Origin of the sequence: Klebsiella sp. HC6, assembly GCF_022605325.1 — a bacterium.
In the GTDB taxonomy this organism is placed as follows: Bacteria; Pseudomonadota; Gammaproteobacteria; order Enterobacterales; family Enterobacteriaceae; genus Klebsiella; species Klebsiella terrigena.
On sequence record NZ_CP093276.1, the window covers coordinates 5244900 to 5262093 of the forward strand.

Annotated in this window: 19 protein-coding genes; 15 read left to right on the forward strand and 4 right to left on the reverse strand. The window is 57.8% G+C overall.

The genetic code is table 11. The features are described from left to right. Nucleotides 1-177: 177 nt before the first annotated feature. Together MMW58_RS25385 and MMW58_RS25390 are read left to right on the forward strand one after the other, a co-directional pair. Complete coding sequence (locus MMW58_RS25385; RefSeq protein WP_241722352.1) at nucleotides 178-2250, forward strand: McrB family protein; 2073 nt, start codon at nucleotides 178-180, stop codon at nucleotides 2248-2250. Further along, nucleotides 2247-3572, forward strand: a complete 1326-nt coding sequence (locus tag MMW58_RS25390; RefSeq protein ID WP_371823020.1) for an McrC family protein — start codon at nucleotides 2247-2249, stop codon at nucleotides 3570-3572. Before MMW58_RS25385 ends, MMW58_RS25390 begins: the two co-directional genes overlap by 4 nt. A 100-nt stretch (nucleotides 3573-3672) precedes the next feature. Here the strand turns inward: MMW58_RS25390 and MMW58_RS25395 are convergent, their stop codons facing one another. From MMW58_RS25395 to MMW58_RS25410, 4 genes are all read right to left on the reverse strand, one after another. Continuing rightward, nucleotides 3673-3975: a BrnA antitoxin family protein gene (locus tag MMW58_RS25395; protein ID WP_241722354.1), complete on the reverse strand. Its 303-nt coding sequence runs from the start codon at nucleotides 3973-3975 to the stop codon at nucleotides 3673-3675. After that, nucleotides 3962-4249, reverse strand: a complete 288-nt coding sequence (locus MMW58_RS25400; RefSeq protein ID WP_241722355.1) for a BrnT family toxin — start codon at nucleotides 4247-4249, stop codon at nucleotides 3962-3964. Before MMW58_RS25400 ends, MMW58_RS25395 begins: the two co-directional genes overlap by 14 nt. A 117-nt stretch (nucleotides 4250-4366) precedes the next feature. Next, nucleotides 4367-4786 (reverse strand): FosA family fosfomycin resistance glutathione transferase, encoded by a 420-nt coding sequence (locus tag MMW58_RS25405; RefSeq protein ID WP_133600779.1) that lies wholly within the window; start codon nucleotides 4784-4786, stop codon nucleotides 4367-4369. Between the two features lie 3 nt (nucleotides 4787-4789). After that, complete coding sequence (locus tag MMW58_RS25410) at nucleotides 4790-5689, reverse strand: LysR family transcriptional regulator (RefSeq protein ID WP_133600780.1); 900 nt, start codon at nucleotides 5687-5689, stop codon at nucleotides 4790-4792. A gap of 87 nt (nucleotides 5690-5776) precedes the next feature. Between MMW58_RS25410 and MMW58_RS25415 the strand changes: the two genes are divergently transcribed. The 13 genes from MMW58_RS25415 to MMW58_RS25475 all read left to right on the forward strand — a co-directional run bounded on the left by MMW58_RS25415 (nucleotide 5777) and on the right by MMW58_RS25475 (nucleotide 17185). Then, the gene (locus MMW58_RS25415; protein ID WP_241722356.1) at nucleotides 5777-6559 is read left to right on the forward strand and encodes an NAD(P)H-dependent oxidoreductase; all 783 of its coding nucleotides are present in this window, start codon (nucleotides 5777-5779) and stop codon (nucleotides 6557-6559) included. Nucleotides 6560-6750: 191 nt separating this feature from the next. Continuing rightward, nucleotides 6751-9552, forward strand: a complete 2802-nt coding sequence (gene dagR / locus MMW58_RS25420; protein ID WP_241723781.1) for a transcriptional regulator DagR — start codon at nucleotides 6751-6753, stop codon at nucleotides 9550-9552. Between the two features lie 120 nt (nucleotides 9553-9672). Then, entirely contained in the window at nucleotides 9673-10101 is a 429-nt protein-coding gene (locus MMW58_RS25425) for a PTS sugar transporter subunit IIA (protein WP_133600783.1), read from the forward strand. A gap of 10 nt (nucleotides 10102-10111) precedes the next feature. After that, nucleotides 10112-10597, forward strand: coding sequence for a PTS sugar transporter subunit IIB (locus MMW58_RS25430; protein ID WP_099842683.1), 486 nt, complete (start codon nucleotides 10112-10114; stop codon nucleotides 10595-10597). A gap of 24 nt (nucleotides 10598-10621) precedes the next feature. Beyond that, nucleotides 10622-11371: a PTS mannose/fructose/sorbose/N-acetylgalactosamine transporter subunit IIC gene (locus MMW58_RS25435; protein ID WP_045860234.1), complete on the forward strand. Its 750-nt coding sequence runs from the start codon at nucleotides 10622-10624 to the stop codon at nucleotides 11369-11371. Then, nucleotides 11368-12228 carry a PTS system mannose/fructose/sorbose family transporter subunit IID gene (locus MMW58_RS25440; protein ID WP_161795728.1) on the forward strand — a complete coding sequence of 287 codons (861 nt, stop codon included), beginning with the start codon at nucleotides 11368-11370 and terminating at the stop codon, nucleotides 12226-12228. Before MMW58_RS25435 ends, MMW58_RS25440 begins: the two co-directional genes overlap by 4 nt. A gap of 3 nt (nucleotides 12229-12231) precedes the next feature. Continuing rightward, nucleotides 12232-13341: a D-glucosaminate-6-phosphate ammonia lyase gene (gene dgaE / locus MMW58_RS25445; RefSeq protein WP_241722357.1), complete on the forward strand. Its 1110-nt coding sequence runs from the start codon at nucleotides 12232-12234 to the stop codon at nucleotides 13339-13341. Next, complete coding sequence (gene dagF, locus MMW58_RS25450) at nucleotides 13328-14074, forward strand: 2-dehydro-3-deoxy-phosphogluconate aldolase (RefSeq protein WP_241722358.1); 747 nt, start codon at nucleotides 13328-13330, stop codon at nucleotides 14072-14074. Before dgaE ends, dagF begins: the two co-directional genes overlap by 14 nt. 149 nt (nucleotides 14075-14223) lie before the next feature. After that, a complete protein-coding gene (locus MMW58_RS25455) occupies nucleotides 14224-14808 on the forward strand; it encodes a TetR/AcrR family transcriptional regulator (RefSeq protein ID WP_133600787.1) in 585 nt (194 codons plus the stop codon). Nucleotides 14809-14852: 44 nt separating this feature from the next. Beyond that, nucleotides 14853-15665, forward strand: a complete 813-nt coding sequence (locus MMW58_RS25460) for a transcriptional regulator (RefSeq protein WP_241722359.1) — start codon at nucleotides 14853-14855, stop codon at nucleotides 15663-15665. Then, nucleotides 15662-16180 carry a FidL-like protein gene (locus MMW58_RS25465; protein ID WP_076946504.1) on the forward strand — a complete coding sequence of 173 codons (519 nt, stop codon included), beginning with the start codon at nucleotides 15662-15664 and terminating at the stop codon, nucleotides 16178-16180. The genes MMW58_RS25460 and MMW58_RS25465 overlap by 4 nt, the downstream gene beginning before the upstream one ends. Nucleotides 16181-16605: 425 nt before the next feature. Beyond that, on the forward strand, nucleotides 16606-16884 hold the full coding sequence (locus tag MMW58_RS25470) for a BMC domain-containing protein (RefSeq protein ID WP_010634659.1): 279 nt from the start codon (nucleotides 16606-16608) through the stop codon (nucleotides 16882-16884). A 16-nt stretch (nucleotides 16885-16900) separates the two neighbouring features. Beyond that, nucleotides 16901-17185: a BMC domain-containing protein gene (locus MMW58_RS25475; protein WP_041143877.1), complete on the forward strand. Its 285-nt coding sequence runs from the start codon at nucleotides 16901-16903 to the stop codon at nucleotides 17183-17185. Nucleotides 17186-17194 lie beyond the last annotated feature (9 nt).

Below are 17194 nucleotides of genomic sequence, written 5' to 3' on the forward strand. Positions count from 1 at the left end.
GGGCCGGTAGCCCGAATAGGGCGCGACAAGCGCGGCCAGCGGGAAGCCTGGTTTCCTTTGGCTGAAGCTCGTATATCCCTCCGCTGACACAACGAGCGCTTTTTCTTTTTTTCCTAAAGGGTATGCTTCGTATGATAAAAACCATTTGTAAAACGGATATCACTCGGGGAGAACGGAATGGAGTCACATCAGCAGACTTTGGCACTATTTTTTAAGTCACTGACTCAGAAAAATAGTGAGTTTGACCCCGAATGGGGAGCTGGATACCGGGACATAACCTCCCGGGTGCGGCGTGAAAATCCAGATTTTAGCCACCGGGCCATCCAGGATTTGTGGTACACCCGCGACAACAGAGTGGCCAGCCTAAAACAGGGTGGTATGTCTTATGAAGAATTTACTCAAGCACAGGACCCGCTTCGCGAATTAACAAAAATTATTGCCTCAGGCTGTACAGCGGAAAATTTTGATCGTGCCTATCAGTTTTTACAACAGCTAAAAGAATATGGCATCGTGAAGAAGTTTTATCGTGCGCTTCTTTGCCGCACCTTTTCCGCATTTTACCCTGACCAACTAACCAGTATCATTAAGGAAGATGTTTTCTTCCGGGTTTATAATTACTGCAACAATAAATTCAGTCTCGGACTCCCGGAAGACTATAACTGGGATACGGCAACCTGGTTCAGGTTAAACCTGTTACTAAAAAAAGAGCTTCAGCAGCAGCTCCATGATGAGCAGGATGATATTGAGTTAAATATGTCTCTCTGGCATCTGTATAACGTGGAAATTGCCGAAGAAAGCAATGTTGCAATCGAAGCAAGTATTACAGAATCGACGACGGCAGAGCAAGATGATGAGCCAATCGATATTTTACCGCCAAAAAACTTAATCCTTTACGGCCCTCCGGGAACCGGTAAAACCTACAAGACCATTGAAATTGCGGTACGTGCCTGCGAACCTCAGGCATTCTCCCGCCTTGATGGTAAAGAAAGAACCGAACGTCGGGTAGAGCTCAAAAAACTCTACGACGCGCTGGTTGAAGAGAAGCGAATTCGCTTTATCACATTCCATCAAAGCTTTGGTTATGAAGAATTTATTGAAGGATTAAGAGCGGAAACCAGCGACGATGGCAGCGTACGCTATGATATTAAACCGGGCGTGTTTAAGCAGATCTGTGAAGACGCCTCTTTCGGTGACTCTGGAATGCAGCTCGCGCTGGACGAAGCCGTAGAAAAGCTTAAAGAGCAATGCGCCGAGCAAAATGGCGTGACGCTCAAAACGACAAATGGCAGTATGTTCAAAGTGACCTACGCCAATAACAGCACCTTCCGTATCTTTCCTTCACAATCGAAGAACGACCGACTTGAAAGCGGCTACCCGGCGTCTATCGAGAATATTCGTCGCTTATATCATGGTGAGACCGAAAATATTTACAACATCTCCTACGTTCGCGGTATTCTGAATTATCTCATTCATCATTTCAACATTCCCGCCACGCCGCTGGCAATAACAGAAAAGAAAAAACAAAACTACGTCCTCATTATTGATGAAATAAACCGCGGGAATATTTCTAAGATTTTCGGCGAGCTCATTACGCTGATTGAGACATCAAAACGAGCGGGAGAAGCCGAAGCGCTGAGCGTAAGTCTCCCCTACTCCGCTAAACCGTTTTCTGTTCCTGGCAATCTCTTCATTGTTGGCACCATGAATACCGCAGACCGTTCTCTAACCGCTTTGGATACAGCGCTGCGTCGACGCTTTGAATTTGAAGCGCTGATGCCCGATGCCTCGGTGCTGAATGATACTCATATTCATGGTATCGACCTCAAAGCGCTGCTGATTACCCTGAACGCACGTATCCAGGCCCTCTACGACAGTGAACATACGCTAGGGCATGCCTTTTTCATTCCGGTGGTGCAGGCAAAAGATAATCCCGTCGAGGCGCTAAAAAGATTAAAACGCGTAATGAAAAATAAGGTTCTTCCGTTACTGGAAGAGTATTTCTACAACGACTGGCAGAAAATCCGTCTGGTCCTTGGCGATAATCAAAAAGCGGACCAGACGCTGCGCTTCATCCGTTCCGTCGCTAATCAGAACGACGTGTCAACGCTGTTTGGCCAGACGGCAATTGAGGACCTTGAAGAAGCAGGCGTGAGCTATCAGCTATGCAAGGATAATGACCCGGTATGGGATAACCCGCAGGCTTACCAGCAGATTTACCAACCGCAGGCTAAAGCCGCGGAGCAGCGCTGATGGCGGGCACTTCGTACTCCATTTTCGAATACGGCTACCTGGTTAATGAAGAGGACAGCGGCAAATTAACCGATTCGGTGTCTTTACCCGCATCGGCGTTTCATTGGTTGGAACAACGCTGCCTGAACGATGAAGACAGTGAGGATCGGCGTTTGCTATCCTTACGCGCCCTGAACGGCATCAAAGTCATCCAGGTGAAGAATTATGTTGGCGTCATCGCACTCCCCCAGCAGAGAATGATTGAAGTTCTGCCAAAGGCGGATAAGAGACAGGAAAACGCATCGCACGCGCGTTCTCGACTGCTGATGATGCTGTCGACATTACAAAATTTTCGTCATATCGAGACCACGACAGCGAGCATCATGACGTCGAAGATGACCTTAATGGATATCTTCGTTCAGCAATTTGTGACCAGTCTCGAAGCTATCGTCCGCAAAGGTCTCAAACACGATTATCTTCGTCAGCAGAACAATTTGCCGTGGCTGAAGGGAAAACTCCTGGTCAGCGAGCAGCTGAAAAAAAACAGCGTCCGCCGCGATCGTTTTTATGTCGAATATGATGAATACCGCGTCGAGCGGCTTGAAAACAGATTGCTAAAAACCGCGATCGATAAGGTGTATGGCTACACCAGTAGCCCCGCGCTGCTGCAGAAATTGAATCGTCTACAAGCGCTATTTGAGCCCATCCCCGGGATCGGCAATATTGATATGGCTTTCCGACAGATTCACCTCGATCGCCACATGCAACATTATTCTCCGGCGCTGGAGTGGGCCAGGCTCATTCTAAAAGGTCATTCACCGCACTGTATGCAGGGGCATGCTCAGGCCATTTCACTTCTCTTTCCTATGGAGGCAGTGTTTGAATCCTTTGTCACTGCCTGGCTGCGCTATCGTTGCCATGCTCACTGGCAGGTGAAGCCGCAATCAAAGTCACATTATCTTGTCCACCAGGGTGAAACGCCCAGATTTCAGCTCCGGCCAGATGTATGGCTTATCCCGCGTAACGGCCCGGAGGCCTCTGCCGTCATTTGCGATATGAAATGGAAAATAGTGGATGCCACGCAGGATAAGCTTAACCTCGCGCAAAGCGATTTGTACCAGATGCTGGCATACGGGATAAATCATCTACGCGGCGAGGGGGATATGTTGCTGATCTACCCGCACCATAAAGGCTTCACGGCGCCGCCGATTCATCCGTATGAGTTCCGCCATTCCGAGAGTAAAACGCTACGGCTGTGGGTCGTTCCCTTTGAAACAGGAACCAGCCTGAATACCTCAACGCTGCATATGCCTGAAAATTTTACCCTTGCGGGCATAAACTAACCCCGGCGCCGCCGTGCTTACCGGGGCACGCGGGTTGCTCGTCCGGATAAGGCGCGACAGGCTCAAGCACCGGGAACGCACAGGCCTGGCCGGTAGAGGCTTATTTCTCACCCAGATCGCGGTTCATCGCTTCTCTTAAAATCGCATTCAGCCGGGTTTGATAGCCTTTTCCCGGGCGTTTAAGCCACTCCATCACATCAGCGTCGATGCGGACAGAGGCCTGGGTTTTCAACGGTCGGTAGAATTTACCGCGCACCGCGTCCGGCCACCGTTCATCACCTGAAGCGGGGATATCGCTGTAATCAATTTCGCCATCCGCTTTGTTCGCCAGCGCTCTGAGCTCGTCTTCACGCTGAGCGCTAAGCCCGGCCGGATTGCCGCGCTTGTATTTAACTGTGCTCATAACGACTCCTCTCTTTGCCGTCCGCCTTCCGGGCGCTGATGATACGAATCACCTCAGCCCCGCTTTCAAAGCGGACCGAATGCACCACAAGAATAACGATAATTCCATGAGCGAGGCCGATGGTTTGCCATCGATGCTCACCGTTTTCATAACGATCCTGGCGGGAAAGATGCCGCGGATCGTCAAAAACCAGTACCGCCTCCTCGAACCGAATCCCATGTTTTCTTAGATTGCTTGCTGCCTTGTTTGCATCCCATTCAAACTCCATTGGCATAGCATTTATCCCGATTGTATATACAAAAACGTATATACAATTATCAGGCAAGTATACGATCAATGTTGGAAAAAACCTCACATTTTCAGGGGCTGATTTGTAAAGGTTATGCCCTGTTCACTCGTCGAAAAACACCATCCCCTTATACGGCTGCTCGCGACATGCCGCCAGCCGCCGGGCGAGGCTGCCGACATGCAGCTCCAGCTTGTGGCCGTCCGGGTCGAGGAAATAATATGACGCCCCTTCGCTGCGGTTCACCTTCCACACCGCCACGCCGGCCGTTTCCAGCCGCGCGCTGAACCCGGCGAAATCGGCTTCGGCGACGCTAAACGCGTAGTGGGTGTAGTCGCTCTCCTCCGGCGGGGTAATGCGCCGCTGCGGATCGAGGGACAGGCACAGCCACAGGTCGCCGCAGGAGAGATAGGCGCCGCTATCCCAGCGCGCGTGCAGCCTCATCCCCAGCAGCTGCTGATAAAACGCCACGCTCGGCGCCAGGCTGCTGACCGCCAGGGTCAGGTGATTCAATCCGCTTAACATGGCTCAATCCTCCAGTGAACTCACAATTTGCTGGCGCAGCCAGCGGTGCGCCGGGTCGCGGTGCCAGCGCTCGTGCCACAGCATCAGCATATCAAACCCGGCAATCGCCAGCGGCGGCTCGATAACCGTCAGCCCGCTCATCCCGCGCAGCAGCCGCTCCGGCAGCATGGCGACCAGATCGCTGCTGCGCAGCGTTTCCAGCATAAACAGGAAATGTGGCACCGAGAGGACAACCCGCCGAGAAAGCCCAAGGTTGGCCAGCGCGATATCGGTCGCGGCGCTGAAGCCGCCGCCGTCCGGGGAGACCATAACCTGATCCAGCTGGCAAAACTGCGCCAGGCTCAACGACGCCCGCAGCGCCGGATGCCCCGCTCTGCCCGCCAGCACGTAGCGCTCGCTGAACAGCAGCCGCTGATGCAGCTCCGGCGGAGCGCCGTCGCGGGTATGAAAGAACAGATCGACCTCGTCCCTCTCCGCCTGCTGCACCAGGCGCGAAGGCTGGAGATCGAAGACCGCCAGCCGGCTCGACGGGGACGCGCGACGCAGAATATTCAGCGCCGGCAGCAGGATCGCCGAGGCCATATAGTCCGTCGCCGCTATGCGCCAGGTCTGCGCCGCCGTCAGCGGGTCGAAACTGTCGGCGGGGGCGACCGCCAGCTCCAGCGCCTGCAGGGCATCACGCAATGGCCCGCGTAGCGCATCGGCGCGGGCGGTGGGCAGCATCCCGCGCGGACCGGGCAGCAGCAGCGGGTCGGCAAAAATTTCCCGCAGGCGCGCCAGCTGGATGCTGACCGACGGCTGCGACAGGTTCAGCCGCTGCGCCGCTCGGGTGACGTTATTCTCGCTCAGCAGCACGTCGAGGGTGCGCAGCAGGTTGAGATCCAGACGATGTAAATTAATCACGGCTATACCTGGGATTTAAGTAATTAATTTCTACTATAGCGTCCAGCCGCCTACTCTGCAGCTCTCCATGACTCAGAGGTGATTCTCATGAAAGTACTGCTGATTTACGCCCATCCGGAACCCCGCTCCCTGAACGGCACGCTAAAAGATTTTGCCGTCCAGCATCTGCACGATGCCGGCCACGAGGTGCAGGTTTCCGATCTCTACGCCATGCGCTGGAAAGCGGGCTTTGATGCTGACGACAGCAGCGCCCCGCCGGTCGGCGAGTTCTGGCGCTCGACGCTCGATTCAAAGCAGGCCTTTGAACAGGGAACCCAAAGCGCGGATATCGTTGCGGAACAGGAGAAGCTGCTGTGGGCGGATACGGTGATTTTCCAGTTCCCGCTGTGGTGGTTCTCGATGCCCGCCATTATGAAGGGCTGGATCGACCGGGTTTACGCCTATGGTTTTGCCTACGGCGTCGGGGAGCACAGCGACCACCACTGGGGCGACCGCTACGGCGAAGGCACCCTGGCGGGCAAACGGGCGATGCTGATTGTCACCACCGGCGGCTGGGAGGAGCACTACGCCCCGCGCGGCATTAACGGACCGATTAACGATATCCTGTTTCCGATCCAGCACGGGATGCTGTTTTATCCCGGCTTCGAGGTGCTGCCGCCGCTGGTGTTCTACCGCACCGAGAAAACGGACGAGCAGCGCTTTGCGCAGCAGTGCCGGGAACTCGGGCAGCGGCTGGATACGCTGGCGAGCACCGCGCCAATCCCCTTCCGCCGGCAAAACCACGGCGACTATCTGATCCCCTCCCTGACGCTGCGCCCGGATCTGGCGGTCGGTGAGAGCGGGCTGGCAATCCATCAGCGGGTGGATTAAGCGCAGCGGGCGACGTATGGCCAACCCGGCGTCGCCGCTCAAATAGGCTGATTTAGTCCCTGACGCGCTGATTTATCCCGAAACGGCTATTTGTTGTAGTCAGTCGCCCGCAACTTCGTTTCCCGTCTCTTTCTCATCGGGCAGGATGGTGTATGTTCTCAAGCATCACCTTTAAGCAATCCGGTAACGAGATGAGACGTATTGAGGTAGTACTGCGTGAACTGGAGCGGCTGACGCAGACCATCAGCCGGGACGACCTGGCCGCCGGCGCCGGCGCCTTCACCGCGGAGCAAATCGGTTTTAACCTCGGCCTGGCGCGCAACTCCGTTAGTAAAGATTTAAACCAGCTGTGGAGCGACGGGCTGGTTATCAAAACCCGCGGGCGCCCGGTATTCTTTCTGCATCTGCAGGCCACGCAAACCCTGCTGGCTCGGCCGCTGGCTGAGTCGGAGCGCGAGATCGGCGCCATTAGCGACCTGCTGCCCGACCGGGATCTGCCGTCGGTCAGCGATCCGTTAACGCTGTTAATCGGCCACGATCGCAGCCTGCGGGATGCGGTGGAAAAAGGCAAAGCGGCGGTGCTCTATCCGCAGGGGCTGCACGTGCTGCTGACCGGCCCCTCCGGCGTCGGAAAGACTTTTTTCGCCGAGCTGATGCACCGCTACGCCTGCGAGCACACCGACGATAGCCCTCCGCCGCTCGTGTACTTTAACTGCGCCGAGTACGCCAACAACCCGGAGCTGCTCTCTTCCCACCTCTTTGGCCATCGGCAGGGCGCGTTTACCGGCGCAACGGAGAGCAAGACGGGCCTGGTTGAACAGGCCGACGGCGGCTACCTGCTGCTCGACGAAGTCCACCGCCTGCCCTATGAAGGCCAGGAGAAGCTCTTCTCGCTGCTGGATAAAGGCGAGTATCGCCCGCTGGGCGCCAGCGGCCCGGCGCGAAGCATCACCGTACGCCTGATCTGCGCCACCACCGAACCGGTGAGCTCGTCGCTGCTGCGCACTTTTCAACGGCGCATTCAGGTCGCCATCGATCTTCCCGGCATCCGCCAGCGTTCGCTGGAGGAGCAGATCGAACTGATTATCGGCTTCCTGCAGCGGGAGAGCCGCAAGATCGAGCGCTCGGCAAGCATCGATAAAACGCTGCTGCTGTGGCTGCTGAATAAGCCGCTGGAAGGCAATATCGGTCAGCTAAAAAGCGACATCCAGTTTTTATGCGCCCAGGCCTGGGCATCGGGGATGGCGGCGCAGCACGATGTCCTGCTGCTGGATGGCAAGCTGGCGGACGGCGCCATAAACCCCACGCAGGAGCAGCGGATGCTGGTCGACGCGCTGTTCAATGGTAAAACCCTGCTCAGTATTGACGCCCGCACGCTGCCGCAGCTTAAAAGCCCGGCGGGCGGCGATGGCGGCATCGAAGAGAGCGATCTGTTCTACAGCTTTCTGACCCGGGAATACGTCAATCTGCGCAACAGTAACGTTCCGCCCGCAGAGACGCTGGCCATTCTCAAAAACAAGCTCAGCTCCATTTTCGAATATGGTCTCTACAGCCGCGACAGCGGCACGCGTTCGCCCCGCTATGGCGACCAGATTGAAGAGCGCGTCGCTCTGCTGATTAGCTATGTCGAGCAGATCCTGGGCTTTTCCCTGCCGGAAAATCTGGTCAATCCCCTGCGCAAGCACCTGCTGGCGCTGATCGGCTACGTCCAGCGGGGGCTGATCCCGCAGCTCTACTCCTCAAGTTTGATTCTCGATCGCTGCAAAGATGAGTATGAGAACGCCACCCAGCTATGTAGGAAAATCAACGACCTGCTAAATATCCAGTGCCCGGCGACGGAGGTGGTCTGGCTGTGCCTGTTCCTCAAGGAGTGCCGCCATTACCGCCAGCGGATCGGCGTCAGCCCCGACTGCGGGGTGATACTGATCGCCCACGGCGCCACCACCGCCACCAGCATGGCGCAGTACGTCAATCGGGTGCTGGAACGCGAGCTGTTCAACGCCATCGATATGCCGTTCGAACAGTCGGTGCACGACACCCTGGATGCGTTGATCCGCCTGATGCAGGCGCGGAGCTGGCAGCGGCTGATTCTGATCGTCGATATCGGCTCGCTGGTGCATTTCGGCAGCACCATCAGCAAGCTATTCCAGATAGACGTCCTGCTGATGCCGGATATCACCCTGACCAGCCTGCTGGAGATTGGCCTCGATCTGAGCTACGAGACCAGCGACCTGCCGCGGCTGGCGGCGCTTATGCAGGAAAAAGGCATCCCCAGCCAGCTGTGCACCCCGCAGCAGGAAAACGTCGGCAAGGTGCTGGTCATCTCCTGCATTACCGGCATGGGCACGGCGGAGAAAATCAAAACGGTGCTGGAGGAGAGCTTCGGCGAGCTGATGTCGCAGGACACCCGCATGGTGATCCTCGACTATAACGAAGTGCGCAGCCCGGAGCGCGTGCAGCAGGCCATTAGCGCCCACGAGCGGCTGGCGGGCATCGTCGGGACCTTCCAGCCCGGGCTGCCGGATATTCCGTTTATCTCACTGGAGGAGCTGTTTTCCGAGCAGGGCCCGGAGCTGGTGTTAAGCCTGCTGACCCCCGATCTCTCCAGCGCCGAGCGGCGGCTGGAGATGGAGCGCAGCGCGTCCCGATTTATCAGCGCCCTGACCATGGAGAGCATCATCAACCATATTTCGGTGCTCAACCCGCAGCGCATCCTCAAAGAGATGGAGGGCGTCCTCAGCCAGCTGCGCGCGACCCTGGCGATCGCCCCCAGCCGCCAGGTGACACTACGCTTCCTGATCCACTGCTGCTGTATGGTCGAGCGTATCGTGATTAACCGCAAACCGTTACAGATGGCGCTGGAAATGAAGCCCGATATGGATACTCACGCCTTTAGTGTCATTAAATCCGCCTTCCACCCGGTGGAGGAGGCCTACGCCATCCGCTTATCGGATGCGGAATATATTTATATCTACGAATTATTGTATAGCTAATCCCTTTGCTGGCGCGGCCCATCGGCCCGCCAGCCCTCCTCATCTCCCGCAGATGACACTAATGCTGGCACGGCCTTTGCTCTATCCATAGCGTCTATAAAACGGCGCCAGGAGGCCACCTTGTCATCTACTGTACCTGCACACCCATTACCGCAAATTCTGCTGCTGACGCACGGCGGCTGGGGTACGCCGCTTTGCAACAGCCTGCGCATGGTCACGGGCGAAATTGAAGGCGTGACGGAAATCGCCCTGATGCCCGTCGATACCCTCGGCGAGTATTACCAGCGCGTTGAGGCGACGGTGAAGTCGATGCCGGAAGGCTCGCTGATCCTCACCGACTTTATCGGCGGCACCACCTCTAACGTCGCCGCCCGCCTGAGCGCCGATTATCCGATCGCCGTGATTTGCGGCCTCAACGCTTCGCTGCTGCTGGAAGCGCTGGATAAGCGCGAACAGGGACCGCTGACCCGCTGCGTTAACGAGCTGGTGGAAGCCGGACGCAGCAGCTGCCGCGACGTCGTCGCCCACGTGAACCAGTTAAACCATTAAGGAGCCCATCATGGCAAAAATCGTTTTATGTCGTATCGATAGCCGTCTGATTCACGGCCAGGTTGTCACCAAATGGGTCGGCCAGTCGCAGGCTAACCGTATCGCCGTGGTCAGCGACGAGCTCGACGCCGATCCGTTTATGAAAAATATCTACCTGATGGCGGCGCCGCCGAATATCAAAGTCGACTGTTTCAGCAACGCCAGCTTTACCGCGGCCTGGCGGGAGAACCAGCTCGGCGAGGGGAACGTGCTGGTGCTGTTTCCTTCCCTCAGTGCCATCCAGCAGGCCGTGCTGCAGGGTTTCGACGTCGCCTCGATTCAGGTCGGCGGACTTGGCGGCGGGCCAAACCGGAAAGCGGTATTTCAGAACATCACCCTCGATGAAAAAGACGTCGGCATCCTGGGTGAGCTGAAAAATAGCGGAATTCAGGTGTTCTTCCAGACGATCCCGGAAGATAAGCCCCAGTCACTGGACGACATCCTGAAAAAATTCTAACCAGTTGATAAGCAGGTAAAAACTATGGACACATTACTTTTTGCGAGCCTGATGGGACTCTATTACTGGTTCGCTCGATTACGTTTAGGCTATACCTTCTCCGCCATGCTGCTGCAGCCCGTGGTGATTGCCGTTTTCGTCGGCCTGCTGCTGGGCGATATGAAAACCGCGATGATCATCGGCGCAGGTATGCAGCTGGTCTATCTGGGCGTTACCTCCACCCCGGGCGGTAACGTCCCGTCGGATCCGGCGTTGGCCGCCTGTATCGCCATCCCGATTGCCGTGAAGGCGGGGATGGAGCCGAACCTGGCGATCGCCCTGGCGATTCCGTTCGGCGTGATCGGGGTATTCCTCGATCAGCTGCGCCGGACGCTGAACGCGGCGTGGGTGCACATGGCCGATAAGCACGCCGAAAGCGCCAACATGACGGGGATCATGCGCTGCGCCTTCATCTACCCGGCCCTGCTTGGGCTGCTGCTGCGCTTCCCGGTGGTCTTTGCCGCCAACTACTTCGGGCAGAGCGTGGTCGAGAAGTTCCTCAAGCTGATGCCGCACTGGCTGACCCACTCGTTTGAAATTATGGGCGGCATCCTGCCCGCGCTGGGCTTCGCCATCACCATCATGGTGATTGGCAAGAAGAGCCTGCTGCCGTGGTTTATCGGCGGATTCTTTGCGGTGCTCTACCTGAAGGTGGACATCATGGCGATGGCGATTTTCGGTACCTGCGTGGCCTTCCTGATTAAAGGCCTCGCCAAAAATGAAGGGGCGGCATAATGAGTAGCGATGTCATGCAACATGAGCTGGTTGAACGGGCCCGCGAAAGCCGGGCGCTGAGCAAGGCCGATATCACCAAGGCCTGGCTGATTTACTGGCTGGGGGCGGAAGTCTCCAGCTCCTACGAGCGTCTGCAAAGCCTGGTGTTCTGCGCCTCGATGACGCCGATTATCAAAAAGCTCTATCCGGAGAAAGAGGAGCAGGCCGAGGCCCTGAAGCGCCACCTCAACTTCTTTAACTCCGAGCAAACCTTCGGCGCGGTTATCCAGGGGATCGCTATCGCCATGGAGGAGCAGAAAACCCGCGGCGAACCGATTAGCGACGCCTCCATTACCGGTATCAAAACCGGCCTGATGGGGCCGCTGGCCGGGATGGGCGACTCCATCATCTGGGCCGCGGTCATGCCGCTGCTGATCGCGATCTTTATCCCCTTTGCCGCCAGCGGCAGCGCCTTTGGCGGTATCGCGCCGCTGATCCTCTACCCGGCGATCACCATGGCGATAAGCTACGGGCTGGTGCATAAAGGCTACACCCTCGGACGAGATTCGATAATCGGCCTGCTGCAGGGAGGGCGCATCAAGGAGCTGATCTACGGCGCCAACGTGCTGGGGCTGATCATGATGGGCGCGCTGTCGGCAAGCTACGTCAAAATCACCACCCCGCTGAAAATCAGCGCGCTGAAAGGCTCCGAGGTGGTGGTGCAGCAGATCCTCGACTCTATTGCCCCGGGCCTGCTGCCGCTGGCGGCAGTCTTTGCCGTCTACTTCTATCTGCTGAAAAAGGGTCCGCGCTACACCACGATTTTACTGTCGATTGTCGCGATCAGCATCGTTTGCTCGCTGACGGGAGTGCTGTAGGCCATGAACGATAATATTTATCAACGGCTTGGGCTAAAGCGGGTGATTAACGCCTGCGGCAAAATGACGATCCTCGGCGTCTCGTCCGTTGACCCGGAGGTCATGCACGCCGCCGCCGAAGCCGCCGCAGCGTTCGTTGAAATCGACAGGCTCACCGAGCGCGCCGGGGAGCTTATCTCCACCCACACCGGCGCCGAGGATAGCTACCTGACGTCCTGCGCCTCGGCGGGGATTGCCATCGCGGTGGCCGCGGCGATCACTCGCGGCGAGCCGGATAAGGTGGCGCTGATGCCGGACAGCAGCGGCATGGCCAACGAAATCATCATCCTGCGCGGCCACAACGTCGATTACGGCGCGCCGATAACCAGCGCGATCCGCCTCGGCGGCGGACGGGTTATCGAGGTCGGCTCCAGCAATCTCGCCGCGCGCTGGCAGCTGGAGAGCGCCGTCAGCGACCGTACAGCGGCGCTGCTGTTTGTGAAATCGCACCACTGCGTGCAAAAAGGGATGCTCGCCATCGACGACTTTGTGCAGGTCGCCCGGCGGCACAACCTGCCGCTGATTGTCGATGCCGCCGCCGAAGAGGATCTTCGCCGCTGGGTCGCCACCGGCGCGGATATGGTGATTTACAGCGGCGCCAAGGCCTTCAACGCCCCCACTTCCGGATTTATTAGCGGAAAACGCACCTGGATCGCGGCCTGCAGGGCACAGCATAACGGCATCGCCAGGGCGATGAAGGTAGGCAAAGAGAATATGGTGGGCCTGGTGTACGCCCTCAACCGCTATCAGGCGGCCGCGCCGGCCCCCGATGCGGCCGCCCTGCGCCCCTTCGCCGAGGCGATATCCGCCTTGCGCGGGCTGAAGGCGGATATCGAACAGGATGAGGCCGGGCGGGCCATCTGGCGCATTCGGGTCAGGGTCAATAAAGAAGCCCTGGGCCTCGACGCCGGCGAAGTTGAAGCCCGGCTGCGCGGCGGCGAAATCGCCATCTATGCCCGCCGCTACGCCCTGCACCAGGGTGCGTTTAGCCTCGACCCGCGGACCATTGCCGAAGGTGAGATGCCGCTTATTATCGCGCGACTCAAGGAGATTACCGAACATGCAGCAGATTAACTTTTACCGCCGACGGGTCGCGATTAACGTTCTGGCAAAAGATATCGCCAACGCCCGGGAGATTCACGACGCCGCCGAAGGCCATGCGGTAATTGGCGTTTTATCCGCACAGTTTTCTGACGTCGATGAGGGCGTGGCGGAAGTGCGCCGCTGGATGACGGACATTCCCGCTATTTCCGTCGGCCTGGGGGCGGGCGATCCGGCCCAGTTCTATAAAGCGGCGATGATTTCGGCGAAGCTTCATCCCGCCCACGTCAATCAGACCTTTACCGGCTGCGGCTTTGCGGCAGGCGCGCTGGCCGCCACCGGCGGACAGAACACGCGGATTAACGCGCTGATAAGCCCCACCGGCAGGCCCGGAGAGGTGCTTATCTCGACCGGAGTCAGCAGCGCGCAGGGAACGCCGGCCAGGGTCTCCGCCGATGCGGCGGTGAGGATGATTCAGGATATGGGCGCGCACGCCGCTAAGTTCTTTCCCATGGGCGGCGAACGCTCGCTGGATGAGCTAAAGGTTCTCGCCCAAAGCGCCGCGCACAACGGCATGACGCTGATTGAACCCACCGGCGGTATCGACCTGAATAACTTCGCCGCCATTCTGCAGGCCTGCCTGCAGGCCGGCGTTGCGCAGGTGATGCCGCATATCTACAGCTCAATCATCGACCCGCAGAGCGGGAATACCCGCCCGGAAGATATTCGCCAGCTGATGAGTATCGTGAAGGATCTTGTCGATTAAAGACCCGCCCTCGTGCGGCAGCGACTGCCGCACGCCACGCGCTGATTTATATGACGAATTGTGAGCCTCCGCGCAATAACGGCATTCCACCGCCGCCCACTCCCCCTCACATTGATAGCGATCAAGAATAATCATACCGTCTGGTCGGTATGATTCAGGCCATGAACATGGAAGCCCAACACCGAAAAAAAGACCCCGTCCGTTTATATCAGCAGCTGCTGGAATCCGCGGCGATGATTGCCGGCAGAGACGGCATCGCCTCGCTGTCGCTGAACGCCGTGGCGCGCGAAGCCGGGGTGAGCAAAGGCGGTCTTTTGCACCACTTCCCCAACAAGCAGGCGCTGATTTTTGCCCTCTTCGCCCGCCTGCTGGCGATTATGGAAGAGGCGATCGCCGAGCTGATGGCCGCGGATAACGTCTCTTACGGCCGCTTTACCCGCGCCTATTTGCACTATTTGTCGGCCCCTGAGCTGACGGACACCCAGGAGAGCCGCCAGCTGATGGTGCTGTCGCTGGCGATGCCGGATGAGCCGGTGCTGCGAAAATGCTGGCGAGACTGGATGCTGGATCACCTCGCGCAGGGCGACGCGCTGGACAACGGCCACACCGGCACCCTGGTACGCTACGCGGCGGACGGCATCTGGCTATCGGAGCTAACCGAGGGGCGCACCATGAGCGCCGAACACCGGCGATCGCTGGTCAGCGATCTGACGAGGATGACGCTTCCCGCGTGAAGCACGTTGAGCCTGACAGGTCAGGCGATTAGATTGAGGCCGCGATGCGCTACAACATCAATGGCCGTCTCATTTATGATGCAACGGACGGCACACTAATCCTACCGGGAAGCGATGAGGCGGACAGCCAGCTGTCGATCACCGCCAGCGCGCTGCTGTGGTTTTTTCTGCGTAACCCGGAGATTGTCAGCCGCGATGAGGTGCTCAAAAAGGTCTGGGATGACAACGGCTTAACCTCCTCGAACAGCAACCTCAATCAGTACCTGAGCATGCTGCGCAAAACCTTCCGCCACTATGAGATCGACAATATTATCGTCACCGTCTCGCGCGGACTGCTGCAGCTGAACCCGGAAATCACCGTTCATCAGCTGGACGCTCCCGTGCCGTCGGAGCCGCAGGCGGAACCGCCGTCGCTGCCGCCCGAGGAGCCGGACGCCGTGCCGCCGGCCGCGGCGCAGAGTCCGAAGCCAACCCGACACGCGCGCGGCACCTGCTGGTATATCGCCGGCGTCTGCCTGATGACCATCGCCCTGCTGCTGGTGCTTTTCAGCTTTTTCGGCAGCAGCGAATCGCGCCCCATTACCCTGACGCAGATGACCCACAGCCAGTGCGAACTGCTGGCCAGCGATGAGATGCTGCGCTCGGTGGCCGGCACCGCCTACGGCAAAAACTTTGACGCCGTGCGCCAGCGGCTGAAGCTGGAGTGCAAACCCGGCGAACGTTTTGTCTTCTTCTACGGCGATCGGCTGGAGACCAACGGCCTGGGCCGCGTCTTCCTCGCCCACTGCGCGATGCATGAAGACAACCCCTTCAGCTACTGCGACAACTATTTCTACTACTCCTGGAAACCGCAATGAGACTCGCACCCCGGCCTTTTTTCGCCCTCTCAGCCCTGGCGTTTATCACCGCCGCCGGGCTCAGCGCCTGGAAGCTGCTGCCGGCGGAAAACGACGGGGCGATGAGCTGCTCGACCAAAGCCATCATGCGCTTTGAAAACATGGATAAAGAGAACGTTAACGGCAACATTCACTTCAATTTTGCCGCCCACGGCAAAGGCTCGATGGTCGTTGAAGGCTATACCGACTCCGCCGCCGGCTGGCTCTACCTGCAGCGCTACGTTAAATTCAGCTATACCAGTAAACGCATCTCCTCAACCGAGCGCCACTACCGCATCAGCCGGTGGGAATCCAGCGCCTCATCGATCGACGAATCTCCTGACGTGATCTTCGCCTACTTTATGCGCGAGATGTCCGACAGCCACGACGGGCTATTTCTCAACGCCCAGAAGCTCAACGAGAAGGCGATTCTGCTCAGCTCGATCAATTCGCCGCTCTACGTTTGTACCCTCAAGTCCGGCAGCAAGCTTGACTGACGGCCTGCCCCGCCCGCGCCGGCCCCATCCCATTTTTTCCCCGCGCCGCCTCATGCTGTAAAACCGCACTTTTTGCGTTTAGCTCCCGGCGGAAAACATGACCATAACCACACTTAAACGATGGGTATATTACCCGACCCCAGCATTAAATTAGCAACCCATTAACATTTACCGCCGCCCGTCAGGACGGCGAAAAACGCGCCGCATCCGCAGCCAATTCCATCGCCCCATCTCAGCACAAAGAGATAAATACAGGCCCTTCGAACGCTAAATCACAGAGTAAAAAACTAAAAACATAGCTCTCACGGATTTAAATTTCACTTCTCCCGCCATTCCCTATAGTGAACCCCGAACGCCGCTACCGCGTGTTGACGCCGTTACGCGGACGGTTTTCCCGAATCACAAACCTGTCTGGAGGAACAACCATGGGTGATGCATTGGGGCTTATTGAAACCAAAGGCCTGGTAGCCTGCATTGAAGCAGCGGATGCGATGTGCAAATCCGCCAACGTCGAGCTGATTAGCTATGAAAACATCGGCTCCGGGCTGGTCACCGTGATGGTGAAAGGCGACGTCGGGGCGGTAAAAGCGGCGGTGGATTCCGGCGTGGAATCGGCGCAGCGCATCGGCGAGGTGGTGACCTCGCTGGTTATCGCGCGTCCGCATAACGACATCAACAAAATTGTTATTAAACACAAGGCTTAAGGCCAGGAGAACGCAAATGGGTGATGCATTAGGTCTGATCGAAACCAAAGGTCTGGTGGCCTGCATTGAAGCGGCGGATGCGATGTGTAAAGCCGCCAACGTCGAGCTGATTGGCTATGAAAACGTCGGCTCCGGGCTGGTCACCGCGATGGTGAAAGGCGACGTCGGCGCGGTGAAAGCGGCGGTGGACTCCGGCGTGGAATCGGCGCAGCGCATCGGCGAAGTGGTGACCTCGCTGGTTATCGCGCGTCCGCATAACGACATCAACAAAATCGTCGCGCATTACAAAGTCGCGGAATAACGGGAGACA